General features: G+C 33.5%; 20 protein-coding genes. 10 read left to right on the plus strand and 10 right to left on the minus strand.

What is annotated here, in order from left to right:
- The first annotated feature begins 4 nt into the window (after window positions 1-4).
- The 7 genes from miaA to EZV73_RS15025 all read left to right on the plus strand — a co-directional run bounded on the left by miaA (window position 5) and on the right by EZV73_RS15025 (window position 5,103).
- The gene (gene miaA, locus EZV73_RS14995) at window positions 5-928 is read left to right on the plus strand and encodes a tRNA (adenosine(37)-N6)-dimethylallyltransferase MiaA (protein WP_240841207.1); all 924 of its coding nucleotides are present in this window, start codon (window positions 5-7) and stop codon (window positions 926-928) included.
- 20 nt (window positions 929-948) lie between these two features.
- The gene (gene hfq, locus EZV73_RS15000) at window positions 949-1,191 is read left to right on the plus strand and encodes an RNA chaperone Hfq (protein WP_240841208.1); all 243 of its coding nucleotides are present in this window, start codon (window positions 949-951) and stop codon (window positions 1,189-1,191) included.
- Window positions 1,192-1,257: 66 nt separating this feature from the next.
- Window positions 1,258-2,520: a methionine gamma-lyase family protein gene (locus EZV73_RS15005; RefSeq protein WP_240841229.1), complete on the plus strand. Its 1,263-nt coding sequence runs from the start codon at window positions 1,258-1,260 to the stop codon at window positions 2,518-2,520.
- A 20-nt stretch (window positions 2,521-2,540) separates the two neighbouring features.
- Window positions 2,541-3,053 (plus strand): signal peptidase I, encoded by a 513-nt coding sequence (gene lepB, locus EZV73_RS15010; RefSeq protein WP_240841209.1) that lies wholly within the window; start codon window positions 2,541-2,543, stop codon window positions 3,051-3,053.
- Window positions 3,043-3,684 (plus strand): lactate utilization protein, encoded by a 642-nt coding sequence (locus EZV73_RS15015; protein WP_240841210.1) that lies wholly within the window; start codon window positions 3,043-3,045, stop codon window positions 3,682-3,684. Before lepB ends, EZV73_RS15015 begins: the two co-directional genes overlap by 11 nt.
- Window positions 3,685-3,775: 91 nt before the next feature.
- Window positions 3,776-4,693 (plus strand): phosphotransferase enzyme family protein, encoded by a 918-nt coding sequence (locus EZV73_RS15020; protein ID WP_240841211.1) that lies wholly within the window; start codon window positions 3,776-3,778, stop codon window positions 4,691-4,693.
- Between the two features lie 116 nt (window positions 4,694-4,809).
- Complete coding sequence (locus EZV73_RS15025; RefSeq protein WP_240841212.1) at window positions 4,810-5,103, plus strand: hypothetical protein; 294 nt, start codon at window positions 4,810-4,812, stop codon at window positions 5,101-5,103.
- Window positions 5,104-5,159: 56 nt separating this feature from the next.
- On the opposite strand, the gene lexA is transcribed toward EZV73_RS15025, so the two are convergent.
- Window positions 5,160-5,813, minus strand: coding sequence for a transcriptional repressor LexA (gene lexA, locus EZV73_RS15030; RefSeq protein ID WP_240841213.1), 654 nt, complete (start codon window positions 5,811-5,813; stop codon window positions 5,160-5,162).
- Between the two features lie 137 nt (window positions 5,814-5,950).
- Here lexA and EZV73_RS15035 point away from each other — a divergent pair, with 137 nt between their 5' ends.
- Both EZV73_RS15035 and EZV73_RS15040 read left to right on the plus strand, forming a co-directional pair.
- Window positions 5,951-6,271: a LysM peptidoglycan-binding domain-containing protein gene (locus EZV73_RS15035; RefSeq protein ID WP_240841214.1), complete on the plus strand. Its 321-nt coding sequence runs from the start codon at window positions 5,951-5,953 to the stop codon at window positions 6,269-6,271.
- A gap of 151 nt (window positions 6,272-6,422) precedes the next feature.
- A complete protein-coding gene (locus tag EZV73_RS15040; RefSeq protein ID WP_240841215.1) occupies window positions 6,423-6,995 on the plus strand; it encodes a hypothetical protein in 573 nt (190 codons plus the stop codon).
- A gap of 42 nt (window positions 6,996-7,037) precedes the next feature.
- On the opposite strand, the gene EZV73_RS15045 is transcribed toward EZV73_RS15040, so the two are convergent.
- From EZV73_RS15045 to EZV73_RS15060, 4 genes are all read right to left on the minus strand, one after another.
- Entirely contained in the window at window positions 7,038-8,162 is a 1,125-nt protein-coding gene (locus EZV73_RS15045; protein WP_240841216.1) for a tyrosine-type recombinase/integrase, read from the minus strand.
- A 507-nt stretch (window positions 8,163-8,669) separates the two neighbouring features.
- Window positions 8,670-9,464, minus strand: coding sequence for an MBL fold metallo-hydrolase (locus tag EZV73_RS15050; RefSeq protein WP_240841217.1), 795 nt, complete (start codon window positions 9,462-9,464; stop codon window positions 8,670-8,672).
- A gap of 29 nt (window positions 9,465-9,493) precedes the next feature.
- A complete protein-coding gene (locus EZV73_RS15055; protein WP_240841218.1) occupies window positions 9,494-10,810 on the minus strand; it encodes a UDPGP type 1 family protein in 1,317 nt (438 codons plus the stop codon).
- 96 nt (window positions 10,811-10,906) lie between these two features.
- Window positions 10,907-12,271, minus strand: coding sequence for a hypothetical protein (locus EZV73_RS15060; RefSeq protein ID WP_240841219.1), 1,365 nt, complete (start codon window positions 12,269-12,271; stop codon window positions 10,907-10,909).
- 211 nt (window positions 12,272-12,482) lie between these two features.
- On the opposite strand from EZV73_RS15060, the gene EZV73_RS15065 reads away from it, so the two are divergent.
- Window positions 12,483-12,959 (plus strand): CGNR zinc finger domain-containing protein, encoded by a 477-nt coding sequence (locus tag EZV73_RS15065; protein ID WP_240841220.1) that lies wholly within the window; start codon window positions 12,483-12,485, stop codon window positions 12,957-12,959.
- Window positions 12,960-12,983: 24 nt separating this feature from the next.
- Here EZV73_RS15065 and EZV73_RS15070 read toward each other — a convergent pair whose 3' ends face one another.
- From EZV73_RS15070 to purB, 5 genes are all read right to left on the minus strand, one after another.
- Complete coding sequence (locus EZV73_RS15070) at window positions 12,984-13,655, minus strand: TrkA family potassium uptake protein (RefSeq protein ID WP_240841221.1); 672 nt, start codon at window positions 13,653-13,655, stop codon at window positions 12,984-12,986.
- Window positions 13,656-13,664: 9 nt separating this feature from the next.
- The gene (locus EZV73_RS15075) at window positions 13,665-15,146 is read right to left on the minus strand and encodes a TrkH family potassium uptake protein (protein ID WP_240841222.1); all 1,482 of its coding nucleotides are present in this window, start codon (window positions 15,144-15,146) and stop codon (window positions 13,665-13,667) included.
- Between the two features lie 35 nt (window positions 15,147-15,181).
- A complete protein-coding gene (locus EZV73_RS15080) occupies window positions 15,182-16,486 on the minus strand; it encodes a CCA tRNA nucleotidyltransferase (RefSeq protein ID WP_240841223.1) in 1,305 nt (434 codons plus the stop codon).
- A 35-nt stretch (window positions 16,487-16,521) separates the two neighbouring features.
- A complete protein-coding gene (locus tag EZV73_RS15085; protein WP_240841224.1) occupies window positions 16,522-16,863 on the minus strand; it encodes a hypothetical protein in 342 nt (113 codons plus the stop codon).
- 144 nt (window positions 16,864-17,007) lie between these two features.
- A complete protein-coding gene (purB, locus tag EZV73_RS15090) occupies window positions 17,008-18,438 on the minus strand; it encodes an adenylosuccinate lyase (protein WP_240841225.1) in 1,431 nt (476 codons plus the stop codon).
- Window positions 18,439-18,712: the final 274 nt, after the last annotated feature.

Genomic DNA, 18,712 nt, shown 5'->3' on the forward strand with positions numbered 1-18,712 from the left:
TTTAATGAGTAAAGTAGTAATTTTAGTAGGACCAACAGCCGTTGGTAAGACCGACATATCCATTGATATTGCAAAAGCCGTTGATGGTGAAATTATATCATCAGATTCAATGCAGATTTATAAGCATTTTGATATAGGAAGTGCAAAACCTACAAAAGAAGAAATGCAAGGGGTGCCTCATTACTTAATAGATGAGATAGACCCTTTTGTGAACTTCTCAGTTTCTGATTACCAAGAAAAGGCCAAAGCCTATATCAAAGATATTTCTTCAAGAGGTAAAACACCGATTGTAACTGGTGGTACGGGTTTGTATGTCAATGCCCTAATGTATGATATGGATTTTTCAAATTCTGCTAGTGATCCAGACTATAGAAAAGAGCTTGAAGCCATAGCTGAAGCTCATGGCAACCAGCATGTTCATGAAATGCTTAAGGATATTGATCCAAAATCTTATCAAAAGATTCACTTTAACAATCTAAGAAAAGTTATAAGAGCCTTAGAGGTTTATCATGTTACAGGTCAAACCATTGATGATTTTTCTACTGATTTGAAAAAAACATCAGATTATGACTATGTTTTAATTGGATTGACACGTAATCGTAAAAGATTATATGTTAGAATTAATAAAAGGGTAGACATTATGATTGATCAAGGCTTGATAGATGAAGTAAAAAATTTAAGAGAAATGGGATTGAATGCGTCAAACACCTCAATGCAGGGTATAGGATATAAAGAAGTAGTTCCTTACTTAGATGGGATGTACGATAAAGAGACAATGATCTCATTGATCAAGCAGAATTCTAGACGTTATGCAAAACGTCAAATGACATGGTTCAGAAGATATGATGATATTCATTGGTTTGATTATGATCAATATGACACTTATGAAGAAATGAAGGCAGCAATCATCCGTCTAATTAAATCTTAAAAATATTATGGAGGGGTTTTATGAAAAATGCACTTAATTTACAGGATATCTTTCTAAACGATGTTAGAAGAGATCATATCAGCATTGTTGTATTCTTAATCAGTGGTTATCAGATTAAGGGGTATGTTAAAGGATTTGACAATTATACGATTGTACTTGATAGTGATGGTAAACAACAAATGATTTACAAACATGCTATCTCAACAATCATCCCTGCTAAACCTGTTAACTTTAATAAGAAAGTAGAAGAATTTACAGAATAAGAGATAAGCTCTAAAAGAGAACTTTTAGAGCTTTTTAACGAGGAGATTTAAATGAGTAAGAGAGCTATGTATGAATCTTTAGGTATTCATACACATGTACTAGATTATCTAGAAAGTGTTGAATCAGACATTAAAGAAACATTTGATGAAATAGATGAAATAGCAAGTTACAATCAATTGAAGGTGCTTAATGCTATGCAAAAACATAGGTTGTCATCGAATCACTTTAACTGGCATACTGGTTACGGTTACGATGATCCTGGTCGAGATAAGATAGAAGAAATATATGCTGATGTATTCAAGACAGAAGATGCCATTGTTAGACCTATTATCGTTAATGGCACCCACGCCTTATCTTTATGTCTTTCAGGTATCCTTAAAACAGGCGACACACTCCTGTCTATTGCAGGCAAGCCCTATGATACACTAGATGAAGTCATCGGTATCAGCAATGAATACAATCAAGCACTTGATATCAACTATTTACAAGTAGACTTAACAAGTGATGGCGAGTTTCAGTTTGACCTTATCAAAGAAAATATGAAGTCACCTGTAAAAATGATATACATACAAAGGTCTAGTGGCTATGCTTGGAGACAGTCATTAACCATCGATAAAATTAAAGAAGTCATAGCATTTGTAAAAGACATTCAAGAGGATGTTATTGTTATGATTGACAACTGTTATGGTGAATTTCTAGATTATCAAGAACCTACTGAAGTAGGTGCTGACATCATGGCAGGCTCGCTTATTAAAAATCCAGGTGGTGGCCTTGCCATTGCTGGCGGTTATATTGTTGGTAAAAAGGACTTGGTAGAGCAAGTTTCATATAGGATGACAACGCCAGGTATTGGTAAAGAATGCGGACTGATGTTTGGACAAACAAGAACCATGTTTCATGGCCTTTTCATAGCACCACAAACTGTTGCAGGGGCAATTAAAGGTGCGATCTATTGTTCGAGAGCATATGAAAAGCTTGGTTTTGAAGTTAACCCTAGATATGACGACCCAAGAAGTGATATCATACAGTCCGTTAAACTTGGCACAAAAAATAGGGTTATTGCCTTTTGTGAGGGTGTTCAATATGCTGCCCCTGTAGATTCTCATGTAACACCTGTACCATGGGCGATGCCTGGTTACGATTCGGATGTTATTATGGCAGCTGGTGCCTTTGTTCAAGGGTCTTCAATAGAACTAAGTGCTGATGCACCTATGAGGGAACCTTTTATCGTGTATTTTCAAGGTGGGGTTACTTATGATCATTCAAAATTTGGTGTTATGCAATCTTTGAATAGATTATACGAAAAAGAGTTGGTGGATATAAAATAATTATGTAAACCGAGGTGGTTATGAAGAAAATATTAGAGTGGGTAAAGCCGATTGTACTTGCAATTGTTATTGCCTTTATCATAAACTCATTTATTATTGTTAATGCTGTTATTCCAACTGGTTCTATGAAGCCAACGATTAATATCAACGATAGGGTGATTGCCCTTAGATTGTCTTATTTGTTTACAGATCCTCAAAGAGGAGACATCATCATCTTTGATTCTAATTATGAAGACAAGCTTCTTGTTAAAAGAATCATAGGTATGCCAGGAGAGGCAGTGGAAATCAAGGAAGGCAGGGTATATGTAAATAATCAGGTCTTAGAAGATTTTTCAGATATTCTTATTGCTGGTGACTTTGGTCCCTATAAGGTGCCAGATGATGCTTACTTCATGTTAGGTGACAATAGAAATGGCAGTAAAGACTCTAGATACTGGGACAACCCATACATAGATGAATCGCTTATAAAAGGTAAAGTACTGATTAAGTATTTTCCTTCAATTGAATATTTAGGAGGTAACCATGGACAATAATGTGAAAATTGTAGTTAAAAAGCGTGTAGACAAAACCATTAAAAACCTAGAAAAAAGAAATATGAGTGGCTACTATGCAAATGATCTTAAAGAGTTAAAAGAAATTATTGATAGACTTATCCCAGATAACTCATCAGTAACAGTTGGTGGTTCTATGACCTTGTTTGAAACGGGTATTATTGATCACTTAAGAGAAAGAGATCTTACTTTCTATGATAGATATGAAGAGGGACTGACACCAGAAGACATTAAAGAGATTTATTTCAAAGCTTTTGGTGTAGATGGTTATTTTGCATCGACTAATGCCATCACTGAAGAAGGAGAAATCTACAATGTGGATGGCCGTGGTAACAGAGTTGCAGCGATGATCTATGGTCCTGAGAAAGTAATCCTTGTGGTTGGTACCAATAAAATTGTTAAGGATTTAGATGAGGCTTTTGAAAGAAATAGACGCTTAGCTGCACCTGCGAATGTACAGAGATTAAGCAGAAAGACGCCATGTCACACTACTGGTTACTGTACAAGATGTAACAGTCCAGAGAAGATCTGTCATGCACATACAATTATTGATGGTCAGATGATTAAAGATAGGATGCATGTAATCTTTGTTGATGGTTATTATGGTTATTAAGAGGCTCTTTTGAGTCTCTTTTGGCGTAATGATTACGTAATAAAACTTGATTGATATTCATGTTATAATATTAATCGAAGAGGTGATGAAAATGTACAAAGTTGACGATTATAAAAAAGTATTTGAACAGCTGAAATTAGATGATTCTAGAGCTGTCTCATTATATCCTTATGCACCAGTATTCAAAGTTAGATTAAATGATGAGTTTTGTGTATTAAAACGAACTAAAAAAGATGAGAATCAGATGAACAAGCTTTTGGTTTTCCAAAAGCATTTAAAAAATAATGAAATCAATGTCAGTCTTCCAATCAAACGATTTGATGAAGAAACACATATCATTGATGAAACAAGATGGGTCATATATCCTTTTATTGAAGGGGAACCATATAACGGGTCAGATGAACACATTAGGTTAGCAGGGGACCTATTAGGACGTTTACATGCCTGTAACAATGATATTTTTAACCACGGTTTTACTTGGCAGAATTATGGTGGTGTGTTTTTAACAGACGTTATTGATGATATGAAAACCATTGAATCAAGATATAGTGAGCAATTACACATCCAAGATCTTGTAGATGAGGCTGTAAAGTCTAAATTCGATCATTTAAGAGAAATTGACTTCCCTTATGTAGATGCTACATGGGACTTTAAGGCAACAAATCTTATTTACTCTGAAGAAAATGTTTCGCTTATTGATTTAGACAATTCTGGTTATATCCCTAGAATATTTGATTTATGTTTGGCTTTAATCTTGTTCCATACATCCTCGCCACTTGCTCCGAATAGACCTTTTACCATAGATGAATGGGACTTATTTATGACAGCATACAAAAAACATATTACTTTAACAGAAGAAGAAGTGCTAAACTTTACTGAATATCTTAAGTTTGTTTATCTAGACGAGGGCATCTATGCGATTGTAGATTTAGAAATGGACGATCAACAAAGACAGATAGAGTTTATCAAGGAGCTTATGCTTTTAGATTTAACTAAATACAAGATATAGTATTATGTAACATAAAATTAACGCTAGATTAATACATCTAGTGTTTTTTTAGTGTATAATTAAGTTAGAAAATTGAATATTCCTAGGCTAAAATGTACTATTCAAAGGAGAATTTCATGGGGAGACAAGTTTACCAAGAAGGCAGTTTTAAAGTCTATAGAGTTGGCAACAACTTTATCGTACACAATTCAAGGTATTTATTTGCTGAAGCTCACACGCATGTTAGGACATTGAATACCGCGAAGAAAATTATTTACTGTACAATGAACAGAGTGATTCCAAAAACATTTCCAGAATATTTGTTAAACTCATTGATAAGAGTTTCGGATGATGAGCATTACAATTGTCAAGTCGAATCTTTGATTGAAGTACGGCGCCAAAAGGGAAGAAAATTAAAATATGTGAATTAAATTTTTACATAAATAAAGGTTGTCTATGATTAGACAACCTTTTTAAGTGTTCATTTTTACATATGTCTGTAAACGCCTTTTACAATACCAAGTACAGCCACATCTTTAGAATAGATTGGATTTAATGATGAGTTTTCTGGTTGTAGTCTGATTTGGTCTTTTTCCTTATAGAAAGTCTTACAAGTTGCAGAATCATCCAATAAAGCGATAACAACATCACCATTTTTAGCTTCGTTCTGCTTTCTAACCAATACCAGGTCATGATCCATAATACCGATATCAATCATACTGTCGCCAGAGATCTTTAACATGAAATATTCACCATCGTCCACAAATTCTTTTGGAAGAGGGAAGTTGTCTTCTATGTTTTCTACTGCTAAGATAGGTTGACCAGCTGTAACCGTACCGACGATTGGTACCATAGAAATGTTTGTTCGGTAATCATCTAATTGATGAACATTGGTTGAAATGTCATCATCTTTGAATTCTTCACCTGGTAACAGTATTTCAATTGCTCTCGGCTTAGTAGGGTCGCGTCTAATAAAGCCTTTTGCTTCTAATCGGTTAAGATGACCATGTACTGTAGACGTTGATTTCAAGCCAACTGCAGCACATATCTCACGTACAGAAGGCGGATAACCCTTTTGTTGTACTTGACTTTGAATGTATTTTAGTATGTTTAATTGCTTTTCAGTAATTTCTTTGCTCATATTGGCCTCCTATCTATTTACTATAACTAGTATACAATATAAATAAAAAAAAATCAAACATTCGTTCGTAAAAGTCTTTACAAAGAACGACTGTTCGGATATAATTAAAATACGAACAGATGTTCAAGGAGGTTATAATGACTAATATAAATACTATAAAGAAGAATAGAAGAAAAAGAAAAGCTAATAGAGTTACATTTGCACTAACTTTAATTTTTATAATCACATTTTTATCATTAATGATGACATTAGGTAATATGGATTCATATGGTGATGGTGATGTTGAATACGTTGAAATAACTGTAAGGGCAGGCGATAGCTTATGGTCAATTGCTGATGAGGCAACACCTGATCACAGAGATTTAAGAGAAACTATGTATGAAATAGCAAAGGTGAATGAACTTGATGATGAAATAGTATATCCTGGTCAAGTATTACAAGTACCTAAAGTATATTAAGGAAAGCGAACAGTGTTCGCTTTTTTAGTTTTTTGTATTTACCTCTTCTAACACAATGCAAAAGTTGCACTGAAGTCAGAATTTATCTTGTTTCATGCAATTGTGTTGCATAGAAAATAGGGGGTATATAAGTAATGACGGAGGTGGTCTTATGAAGTTGAACGAGGAATATGTTATTATGAAGTCTTATAAGGTTATAACTTGGTTTATTGCTTATGTTGTGTTCTTTATGATATTTTGGAGTCATGTAAAATCTTTGAATGCTGGTGGTGTATTGTTTGTATATGAATGTATGTTATTGGTCTTTTTACTAAGATATCTAAGACAATACATTTATATCAGAACAGCTAAAATGATGGGCAAGGATGTTGAAGGTTCTTCATTAAGCTTGAATCCAACTTTCTGGAGCTCAAGTGAGTATAATTTAAAAGAAGTCCTAACAATGGAGTTAAGACCAATGATAATCTTGACCACAGGTCAAATCATTGGCATATTAATCTCACACTTTGTATTCTCAGCAACCTTAATCACTCCAATTTTACTAGGTGGTCTTATTTTGTCACTTGCAGTGTATAATCAATCCTACATGATATTGTTTAGGTGTTTAAGACATGGTGAGTCTACATATAAGTATGGCTTTGAAGCGTTTAAAGTATACCAGGGCGAAGGTTGGATAACATGGCCAACTGCAGAAAAGTTAATACGCATCATTTTGAATAATTAATTAAAAAGGAGTAGTCGTTTTAAAATGACTACTCCTTGTATTTTAGTTTTCCTCTTCATCTAGTAGCTCATATTGCTTGATGATATCTCTTTTAGCATTCTTTCTATGTGCTGAATAAAGCTGGGTTGTGGTTACGTTGTCGTGATCCAGTAGATTCTGTACATCGTATATAGAAAAGCCGTATTGAATTAGTGATGATGCAGCAGTTGCTCTAAGTTTATGTGGGCTATAACCGGAGTCTCTGCTAGTTCCGAGTGCGATGGAAGTATATTTCTTAACCAGCTGCCTGATTGCTCTTTCTGTAATTCTTTTCTTCTGCATAGAAAGAAAAAGGGCATCTTTAAACTCATCATCCAATTCAGTTTCTTTAGGTCTTTCAAGTTCAATATAGTCATTGATAGCTTTTACGACTGAGTTGTTTAATGGCATATCAATTTCTTTACCACGTTTTCTGTAGATCTTAAATTCGTTTCTAGAAAATGAGAAAGAAGAGATATTGAGTTGCTGGAGTTCTTTTAAACGCAGACCGAAGGTTGTGAAGAGTACCAGTATAGCCTTATCACGATATTTTGTTTTCTCCCAGTATTGGCGTTCTTTATCTGTAAGTCCTTGACCAGTTTCTACAGCTTGTAGCATAAGTGCTACTTCCTCAACTTCAAGGCGTTTAATAGCATCAGGTTGAGGTTTAGGCAGCTTAATTGGATTAAGACCATCAACGATATTGTCTTTCATAATTTCTTCTCTAAAGAGGAATTTGAACAGAACTGAAAGGGATGATTTTTTTCTTGAAAGAGAACGATTATGGTTTTCCATAAGTACAGTCGTATTGTCTTTTTCAATAAAGTAACGTGTACAATAGTCACCAATAAATCTGTTGACATCTCGAGCTCTAATAGAAGCGAACTCTTTTTCAGTTATTGCATCTGTGGTTTCAGCAGTAGTGATTCTAGTTTCGTTTACAAGATACTTACAAAAGAAGAGTAGGTCTTGTAGATAGGCCAACCTACTTGTTATGGCAATTGCGTTTTTTAGATAAATAAAATAATCAATTAAAAAATATGGCAACTCATTTTCTATTGCTGCACACTGATCTAATATTTTATTTTCTTTTTCTACAATATTATTTGGCTTAGAAGATTTATTATGTATTTTATATCCTACAGACATTTTTGACTCCTTTAATTGATAGAGTAGGGCATTTTCTAATTATTAGTGAAATGTTACTTGATTGAATTCATCTTATGAATCTATTATATCATGAAGAATTACAAAATCCAACTATTCTTTAAATGTATATTTAGGGAATAGTTAAACAAATAAAGGAGAGAGCTACCATATTTGATAGCTCAATTATAAATGTGTTTGTTTTTATAGTTAATAATAATATATTCTATAAGTTAATGAAACTTATGATCTGTAATGGTTGTTGAAGCTTTTAACCAGAATACTTTAAATATTATGTTTGTTTATGATCATTGCAACATATCAATTATTAAACTCTTATACGTAACTGACAATTCCAATCATTATAAACGGCTTTTAGACATTACTTAGTTATCATTGGCTTTGTCGGCTTAATCATCAGATTCTGTCTTACTACATTATATTGTCCTAAAATATGTTAAAATTACCTTGTCAATACAGCTAACCAGAATCTTTTGCTGATGCATTGTATTACTTAAAAAAACTGGTTGGCTGTGCTGACACGTACTTTTTTGCGTTTCTTTGATTGATTTTATGTATTGCCGTCATAGCATAATTTTTCTTATCTCGAATTAAACACTCACATAAATCAATTGAAAAATCACTTTTGATGAGTTGTTCTAGATAATAAATTCTTTCAGAAAACTCATAATTCAGATCAGCATTTAATTTGACTGGTCCATGTGTAAATATCAGATGTTTTGGAGACAGCTCATCATATAACAACATAGTTTTGTAATGATCATAAGGATTAGCAGTTATATCCAAATAAGGAATGATGATACGATGATCAGTATCTTCAAGCAAGTTATCACTAACATATAAATAATCACCATTAATAAGAACACTTAGTCCGCATGGTGTATGTCCAGGCGTTTTATATATTTCGATTCTCGAAGTATTTATTTTTACAGTTAGCTTATCATCAACTAGTATATCTGGTTTCCTGTAAGTTCTTTTGTAATTCGCATTACATTTTTCTAGATTAGTTTCATATTGATCTGAACCAATAATTGGTGTGTCAAATACAATTGCACCTTGAGCATGATCTTTATGATAATGTGAAATGACAATGTATTTAAGTTCTATGTTCATTTCTTCAAGATCTTTTTTTATGAAGTCACCCATTTCATAATAACCAGAGTCTAGTAAGATGCCCTGGCCATTGTCGTGAAACAAGTAAGCCGAAGTATAATATGAAACCCTATCAAGTTTTTCAAGTATTCTATATTGAATTGTATTCTCATTGATTATATTTTTTTCCATAAGTCACCGTAATTATTTTATGTAAACCTCTATTTAAACGTTACATTTTCTAATGTTTTATTACTTAAATTTTCGCCATCATAAGATATCGAAGTATTAACTTCATATCCCAAATTGCAATTAAAACCTGCTTCTGTCAACCATTTATGATGTGTCTTTAAGATCATTGTTCTTGCCGTTTCAGGACTATCAGCCCCTTCTTTGTTTTTAACTGGCGTAAACTCTTCTTCACGCGTAACAGATAAAACTGCCATATCCTCTGTAAATTTGAATACATCGAATAAGAACAACTCAAACTTGTATCCATTGGGATTATCCGCTTTTATAAGCCCATTATCAGAATAAGTATCTACTTTCTTATAAGCTGTATGATATGGAATTTCTTTGTCTACACAGTCCATTAGGAAGTCTAAGGTAAATATATGTGAAACAATGTTACCATTTCTATATAGAAGTTTACCCTCATCATCAAGTTTGTATCTCATATCTTCTGGCAATTCAGAGTATTCTACAATATCTGGATGATGATCTCTATAGCATATTACACCAACTTTCTCCTCTGGGTTTTCTTTATCAACTGACTTACTTGCAACATCTAAACCTGAATCAATGGTAAATCCAACAAAAACAGGATCTGCAATCTTTGCAATAGCGTTATCAACACCATATAGATAAACATATTTAACGCCATTAGATTGCATTTCTTCTAATAGCCCATTGGAATGTAAACTTGAAAACACGCCGCCATTTCCATTGGCTGCTAAGTTGATTTCATGTGAAGATTTCATTGCGATTTGTCCATTTTCAAGTACAAGTGGCAATCTATCTTGTTTAAAAAAATGGATGTTTTCTTTACCGTAATTAAAGTAATTAGATGACTCAAAATGGTCAACAGTCTCCCTGTGATTGTCTTCTGATGTCATGACATACCATTTCACAGAAAAACCTGAAAGGGCACGTAAGCTCAAGAATTTATCTGCTTGTAAATGAAAAAGTGATTTATGAGATGGTAATCCAATGTCATAAGTTCCCTTTGGACCTTGATGGCCTAAACGTGTCCCCTGGCCACCTGCCATTAAGACAACAGCGACTTCCCCTTCTTTTATGGATTCAAGCCCCTTCTTAAAGAAATGCTCTTTATCCTGAGGGTTGAGTTTCGTTGCCACCAAAGGCGCCACTAGATTATCTTTTGTATCAATTACCTTATCCTTATTATCAAATATTGATTGAATCAAGTCAAAATCTATACTTTTTATTTGATTTTCTAGTTTCTTAATTTCTTCTTCTGTTAATTGATCTTTATATGCTAAAAGATGTGATTGATTGTACTTATCTAATATTTTCATGTTATCCTCCATACCCATCCATTATACAATGAATTATGATGAATTAGAATATTCTTAGAAGACATTATAAAAGAAGACTCGAAAGTCTTCTTCCTTTTACTTATCTAATTCATCACTGTTTACCAGAATTTTAAATGGCTTTTGATCCTCATCAAATAAAAGCATGACATAATATTGACCTATGCCATCTGAAAAGCTATTAGTAGAGCCGTCATCATTTGTTACAGTACCTTCAGTAACAAGGTTATTTTCTCCTACTACTTTTATACTACCGAATGTTGATACTTCTTTACGATTTGAGTTATCACTTGTATATGGGATAAACTCAGTCTCTAAACCAGGAGCAGTCCTGTAAAACTTACCATCAGGTAGTTCGATTCTTTTAGGTTCATTATATAGACTATATAAAGCCAAAGAAGGATCTGAGTTATTAGACAAGTCGTAGTATGATGCAGCTATAAAGTAAGCACCTTCCGAATCTAATAGATCTTTTGAGATATCTTTAATTGAAACATTATCGACTATTAAATTTTTAGAAATCGATTGATTCATATCTGCATAAACATCTTCTGGATACATAGTGACAGTCATAACAACGTAATCATAAATCTTAGGTTCTCCATACAAACCTCTGCGGTTTTCTCCGGCTTTACCTTCTACACTCTCATATAAACTACCATAGCTGTACATGGCTTGAATAAAAGTATCGTCTGATTTATAGAATGCAATCTTAGTATCATAAAAATAATTGTTAAAATCATCATTTTTGTGTTCGAATACATATGACATCATATCATTACCGAAATCAGCCAGTCCAATATACTCTGTAATACCATATGTATTTTTCTTTAAGTCTTCTGCTTTAAATGTATGTTCGATGGTTACAATGCCTTTGTTATCGACTACATATTCCTCTTTAACATCTGTAGTTTCATTAGACTGTATAGGACTATTAGTGTTTTTAGCACCAATATCTAAGCCACTATCAGGTGTAAAAGCATAATCCCAGTTGAACTTTTCAACTGCAAAACGCCATGTTAATGGGAAATATGTTACTGATCTAAAACTAAGAATCGGGTATTCTTCACTTGAATTATCAATCGATTCACCATTTACTGTGATGTTATATGCTGGCAATTGAGCCTTATATGTTTGATTTATTAAGTTGCTTCCGCCTTTTAAATAATTTAAGCTGCCATTAGATTGTCCTAAATTTATTGTCAAACCGCTTTCGCTTGTGTAGCTTGTGTTTAATCCTAATGATTGTCCTAAGTTCCATGTCATTGGAAAATATGTAATACCGTTATAATTTATCAACGGGTATTGTGCCTCTATAGAGTTATATTCACCACCATTTAAAAGAACGTTAAACTCTGGTATAACGACGTCAACATTTTCTTCAGCATAAGCTGGTGTGCATACTAAAAGTATAAAGCACAAAATTAAGATACTCTTTTTCATTCTACCTCCATATTTAATTGGTTAATCTGACTTCTTTAATTATATACCGAAATTCCTACTTTTAATAATGAAATTTACATGTAACTAGTTAAAAACACTAATAAGTGTTACAATTAAAATGTAAATTCAGAATATTGTAACTAGTTATTGTTATGTAATAAGTTACAATATTGTTGGTGTAATGCATATAACGAATTAATGGAGGTTACATATGGATAACAGAGCCATTTTATTTGCTAACTTTAAAGAAGAGACTATTCTAGAACAAACAAAACAGTTAATAAAATCAAATAGTGAGTTTGATCTCTCCCCTAGTCTTAATGTGCTATTAGAGTTAAGATACTTAATAATTGAGATCTTTGACAGTGGCTTAGATGAAGATGCTCTTACTTATATGAATGATTATTTGTCGAGTGCAAGTTATTATCATCAAGTCAAATTAATTGATAATCAACTAGTATTATATCATGTATCAGAGGATGATGAAGATAAACAGATCATCAGTAAAATAGCCAGTGATTTGATTAAGATTTATAAGCAGGATATGCATGTTAAAAGGTGTGAAAATCAAGAATGTCAGGCATACTTTATAGATACCAGTAAAAATAAGAGTAAGAAGTTTTGTTCAAGTAAATGCAGTAATTTAATAAAAGTAAGAAGGTATAGAGAAAAGCATGCAAATGAATAAAGTACACCCTTTTGGGTGTACTACTTATTTTTTTGACAGTACCTTATAAGCTTTGGTAACACTATCTCTTGTACCAACTAAGAAGAGTTGGTTTTTAGCTTCAATATTAGTATTACCTCTTGGTACTATAAACTTGTCCTCTTCTGCATTGAATATGCCAGCGATTACACAGTCATCTGGAAAATCCTTATGACTGGCAATATCTTTAATCTGTTTATTTTTCATGCCTGAATGGTCTGGTAATGTAACTATAGAGACTTCGGCTTTACCATTTCTTAGTGATGCTACCCTTCTAATCTCTGGATTTTGAATGTCTAGAATAAATTTTTTAGTTAACATATCTACTGCTGAGCCTATGTTTGTTGCACCTGCTATTTCATACGCATCCCGATACTCTGGATCTCTCATTCTAACAAATATGTTTTTTATGCCAAAGTTTTTACAGAGTAGTGAGAATAACAAGTTTTCAGAATCATAGCTCATTACACCTAATGCTATATCAACTTTATCCATACCAGCTTCTCTTAAGATATTGATGTTAGTGGCATCACCTTGTATGGCTACCGCACCATACTTGGAGTATATCTTTTCACATAAAGCTTGATCTCTTTCTATAACAATGACATTATGATCTTTTGACAATGCTTTGGTGATATTTCTACCAACAATACCGCCACCTGCTATTAATATGTTCATATATCCCCCTTATTTTAACCATGCTTTTCTATTAAATAGAACCATCAATGGAAGTATTTCTAATCTTCCTGCCAACATACCAAATATATAGGTCAGTTTAATAACTGGTGATAATGTAGACATTTTTTCTACTGAAAAATAGAATGGTCCAATGTTACCCATAGCAGATGCCATGCCTGAAATAGATTGGAAAGCATCTAAGTCAGAAAACAATGCTGTAATACCAGAACCTATTACTATGATGAGTAACCAACCAAAGAATAAACCTGAGATCCTATATATTTCATTATCAGATATAGGCGTTTGCTCTACAAGAACTGGTGCTACAGCTCTAGATGGCATACGAATTTTTCTGATTTCTCGTCTGAATAATTTAGAAAGAATGGTAATTCTGATAACCTTTATACCGCCTGAAGTCGAACCTACACAACCACCTACAATCATTAAAACAATGAATAACTGTTTAGCAAGAGATGTGAAAAAGGCACTTCCAATGTCCTGTGTACCGAAACCTGTGGTTGTTATAACAGATACCACTTGGAATATGGTGGTTCTAAAGTACATTTCAAAGTCAGCGAATATATTGGTTCCTGCCATGATCATGCTTATAAGCATTAAGGCTGTAAATGAAAGAATGATCTTAAAATACTTTTTAGTTTCTAAATCTTTAACCAGGTATTTAGGGGTATCAAAAATGACTTTATAGTGTATCAAGAAGTTCATACCACCGAACAACATAAATAATGTGATGATGTATTCTATAGCCCTATAGTTGTAGCCTGCTTCTTTAAAATATGCTATGGAAGCATCGTATCGTGAAAATCCCCCTGTTGAGAGTGAGGTCATGGAATGGGTTAATGCATCATAGAAAGACATACCTGCAATCATCAGTAGGATAGTCTCTGTAAGTGTCAGTGAACCGTATATCAACCATAATATTTTGACTGTTTGAAATACATTAGGTACAGGTCTAGAGGAGTTAATTTTATGACCCTCTGCTGAAAACAGTTGCCATATGTCTCCTTCACCTGAAAAAGTAACAAATAAGAAGAAGGTTAAAATACCAAGCCCACCTACCCACTGTATCAATGCGCGCCAGAATATGATGGATAAATCCATATAGTCAAGTCCCTCAAAGACAGTGATGCCTGTTGTTGTAAAACCGCTGACTGCTTCAAAGAATGAGTCGATAAATCCTTTGTTTAAGTTAATCATAAATGGGATGGCACCAATGATTGATATAACAATCCATGCTAAAGCACAAATAATCATACTTGTTGTTAAGGTGATTTCAGTCTTCGAGTTTTTAGTTGTAAAATAAAACATGCCGCCAAATGCAAATGAAATCAAGCTTGGCACTAAGAAAGTATAATAAGAAGATATGGGTTCTTTATAGATGAAGACAACAGAAATAGGCACCAAAAGTATGATGCCTAGTAGTATGAGTAATGAACTGAGTATGTTTAAAATGCCTTTAACTTTATTTATCAACTATATATCCCCCTACATAGATGATACCCATTTTATCACTTATTTAACAGTTTGATATGTTCTATTAATGACTCTTTATTATTCATTTGTGGCTTGTCTAAAACCAGGTCTAAAAGTAGAAGTTTTAACTCGCCAATTTCTTTTCCCTTGTAACCTAGTTTCATTAGATCGTGTCCATCTAAGGCAAGGTCATTTACAGACATAGGTGCTTTTTCGTGGATGATTTCATCAAACTTAGTCTTCATAGATTCTACAGATTCAATGCTGTCATTGGTTGTAGAGCTTAATATATCGGCTTTTCTGAGTTCTAGAAAGTCAGATAAGTTATCAAGTCCAATCTTGTTCATGAACTTCTTAACAGATTTGTTATTGTCTAGATCTAAAAGTCTCATATGATTTGAAATCAATATTTCTACATGTTTACATGTATCATTATCGTACTTGAAACGCTTTAAGAACTTACCTGCTAAATTCACACTTGCCTTATCATGACTATAAAAGCGTCCCCTTCCTTCTATAAGTTCAAAGGTTGATGGTTTACCAATATCATGTAAGAGTGCAGCTAACCTAAGTGGAAGTTTAGCTGGTGTCTGATTAAGGGTAGCCATAAGATGATCAAATACCGTCAGATGATGAAATTCCGAATGTTGATCAAAGTCAACCGAGTCCAATATTTCTGGCAATATATAGGCCAGTAAACCTGTATCATAGAGGTGTTTTATCCCCTTTGAAGGCATATCAGATAAAAGAATCTTATTAAATTCTTCTCTGATTCTCTCTACAGAAATCCCCTTATGAATCGGCATAGATTTTATGATCTGATCGATTTCAGGATTTTTATCAAAATGATATTCTGTCGTAAATCGTATATAACGGTAAACTCTAAGATAATCTTCAGTAAAACGATCTCTAGCATGGCCTACAGTCTTGACCATATTATGCTTGATATCTTCTTGTCCCTTGTAGTAGTCCAGTATTTGACCGGACTTGTCCATAAGCATGGCATTCATTGTAAAGTCTCTACGTTTAATATCTTCCATAACATCACTAGAAAACGATACATGAGTAGGCTTTCTGCCGTCATAACCAGATTCGCTTCTATAGGTCGTGACTTCATAGTCATCCTCTAAAGAGACAACTATAGTGCCAAAGGCTTTGCCTACTGCATAGGTATGCTCAAATAAGGCTTCTATTTGGTCTGGTATGGCATTTGTTGTAATGTCCCAGTCTTTGATTGGATAACCCATAAGATGGTTTCTAACTGCTCCTCCGACGATATAAGCCTGGAAGCCGTTTCTCTCTAATGTCTCTAGTATATAAATTACTTCATTTGGTATCATATATTCTCCAAAAAAAATAGCACGTTCAAGTGCTATTACCATTCTAAGTCTAAAATCTCTTTCTGTTCGTCTTCTGGTAAAGTGTTGATCACACTTTCATAAGATTGATCAATTAAATCACACAAGTCAGTAAAGGAAATGTCTTTTACTGAAATATGGTTCCATGAGAACTTGCCTTCCTCTTTAATTAACTTAGCACCCTTTGATGAATCCAATAATTTTTTAGTAGTAGCTTCGTCTAATTTTAAATCAACATAATCTTGATGTAATTCAAGAATTTTTTCCGATGCAAGATTAAGAGTGACATATGATTTTTCCTCGTCTTCAAATGTACCAGGCTTGTCTAAAAAATAATCTCTTATAGAATTATCAATCATATTAATCACCTACCTTTATACTTATTATACCACCTTTTTTGATTTTTAAAAGTTTTCTTATGATTTTGAGATTTTATAAGTAAGTTTATATAATAAAATTATGTAAACCGCATAAAAAAAGGACACAATCATGTGTCCTAAAATTTATACTTTTAAGTCTGCTTCCTGACCAAGTGCATTTTTGTACTTGTCAGTGATAGGCTTAACAACTTCATTGTTAAATGTAATGACTTGTTCTGGAGAACGACCAATAAATAAAGCTGGATCTGTAAGTTTGCTTACGTCTTCTTCAGTTAAACCGAAGATTGAATCCTTTACAATTCTGCTTAATAAGTCGTTTTCAAGACCGTGTTGCTTGACTTGCTTTGCAGCTTCCATAGAATGAACTCTGATAGCTTCATGCAGCTCTTGTCTGTCGCCACCTTTTTTTACAGCTTCCATGATGATATTTTCAGTTGCCATAAATGGTAGTTCAGCCATAACATGCTTGTAAATAACCTTGTCATATACAACTAAACCAGAAACAACATTGTTCATAATATCTAAGATTGAATCTGCAACCAAGAAAGCTTCAGGTAGTGAAATTCTTCTGTTAGCAGAATCGTCTAAAGTTCTTTCAAACCATTGAGTTGAAACTGTCATAGCAGGGTTCATTGCATTAGCCATTAAGTATCTACTAAGTGATGCAATTCTCTCAGATCTCATTGGATTTCTCTTATAAGCCATAGCAGATGAACCAATTTGGTTCTTCTCAAATGGCTCTTCAACTTCTTTAAGATGTTGTAAAAGTCTTAAGTCATTGGTGATCTTGTGCATAGATTGACCTAAGCCAGATAATGCATTTAGGATTCTTGAATCCAGCTTTCTAGAATAGGTTTGACCTGTTACAGGGAAAGTCTTTTCAAAGCCTAGCTTAGATGCAATCAACTTGTCTAAAGCTTCCACCTTATCATGGTCACCATCAAATAAGTTTAAGTAAGAAGCCTGTGTACCAGTAGTACCCTTAGCACCTCTTAACATAAGTGTTTCAATTGTGTATTCAACATCGTATAGGTCTTGTACCAGGTCCATGTTCCAAAGCGTTGCACGCTTACCTACAGTTGTTAATTGTGCAGGTTGGAAGTGCGTAAAACCTAGTGTAGGCACGTCTTTACATTCCTCAGAAAACTTAGCTAATTTATCAATAACATTAACAAGTTTGTTTCTAACGATCTCTAATGCTTCTTTCATTACTAAAACATCTGTGTTTCCTCCAACGAAAGCACTTGTAGCGCCAAGATGGATAATAGGCATAGCAGTTGGGCATTGCTCACCAAAAGCATGTACATGACTCATAACATCGTGACGTGTCTTTTTTTCGATTTCACGTGCACGGTCATAGTTGATATTATTTTCAAAAGCCTTCATCTCTGCGATTTGCTCGTCAGTGATAGAAAGACCAAGTTCTTTTTGTGCTTCAGCTAAAGTTATCCATAATTTTCTCCAAGTCTGAAACTTTTTATCTGGTGAAAAAAGTTCGAGCATTTCCTGACTTGCATAGCGTCTAATCAATGGATTTTCATAAATATTCGACATTTTGCCTCCTCAATACAAATGTTTTAGTTGTTTTTCCAAAAATCATTCGGATTACAGTAATATTATAACAGAATAAAATTAAATGTAAACGGTTCATTAATTAAAATTTATTCATGAAAATAAAAAGGTTCTATAATTTTTGGTGTGGGTGAAAACTCACACCATTATTTATTTACAAAAAATAAGACATGAGAAGTTCATATACTTTATAATGTAATCACCACAAAAACTAATATAAAGGAGAACTCTCATGCCTAATACTGATTTTATACGA

Source organism: Acidaminobacter sp. JC074 (assembly GCF_022496765.1).
Classification (GTDB): Bacteria; Bacillota; Clostridia; order Peptostreptococcales; family Acidaminobacteraceae; genus JABXKX01.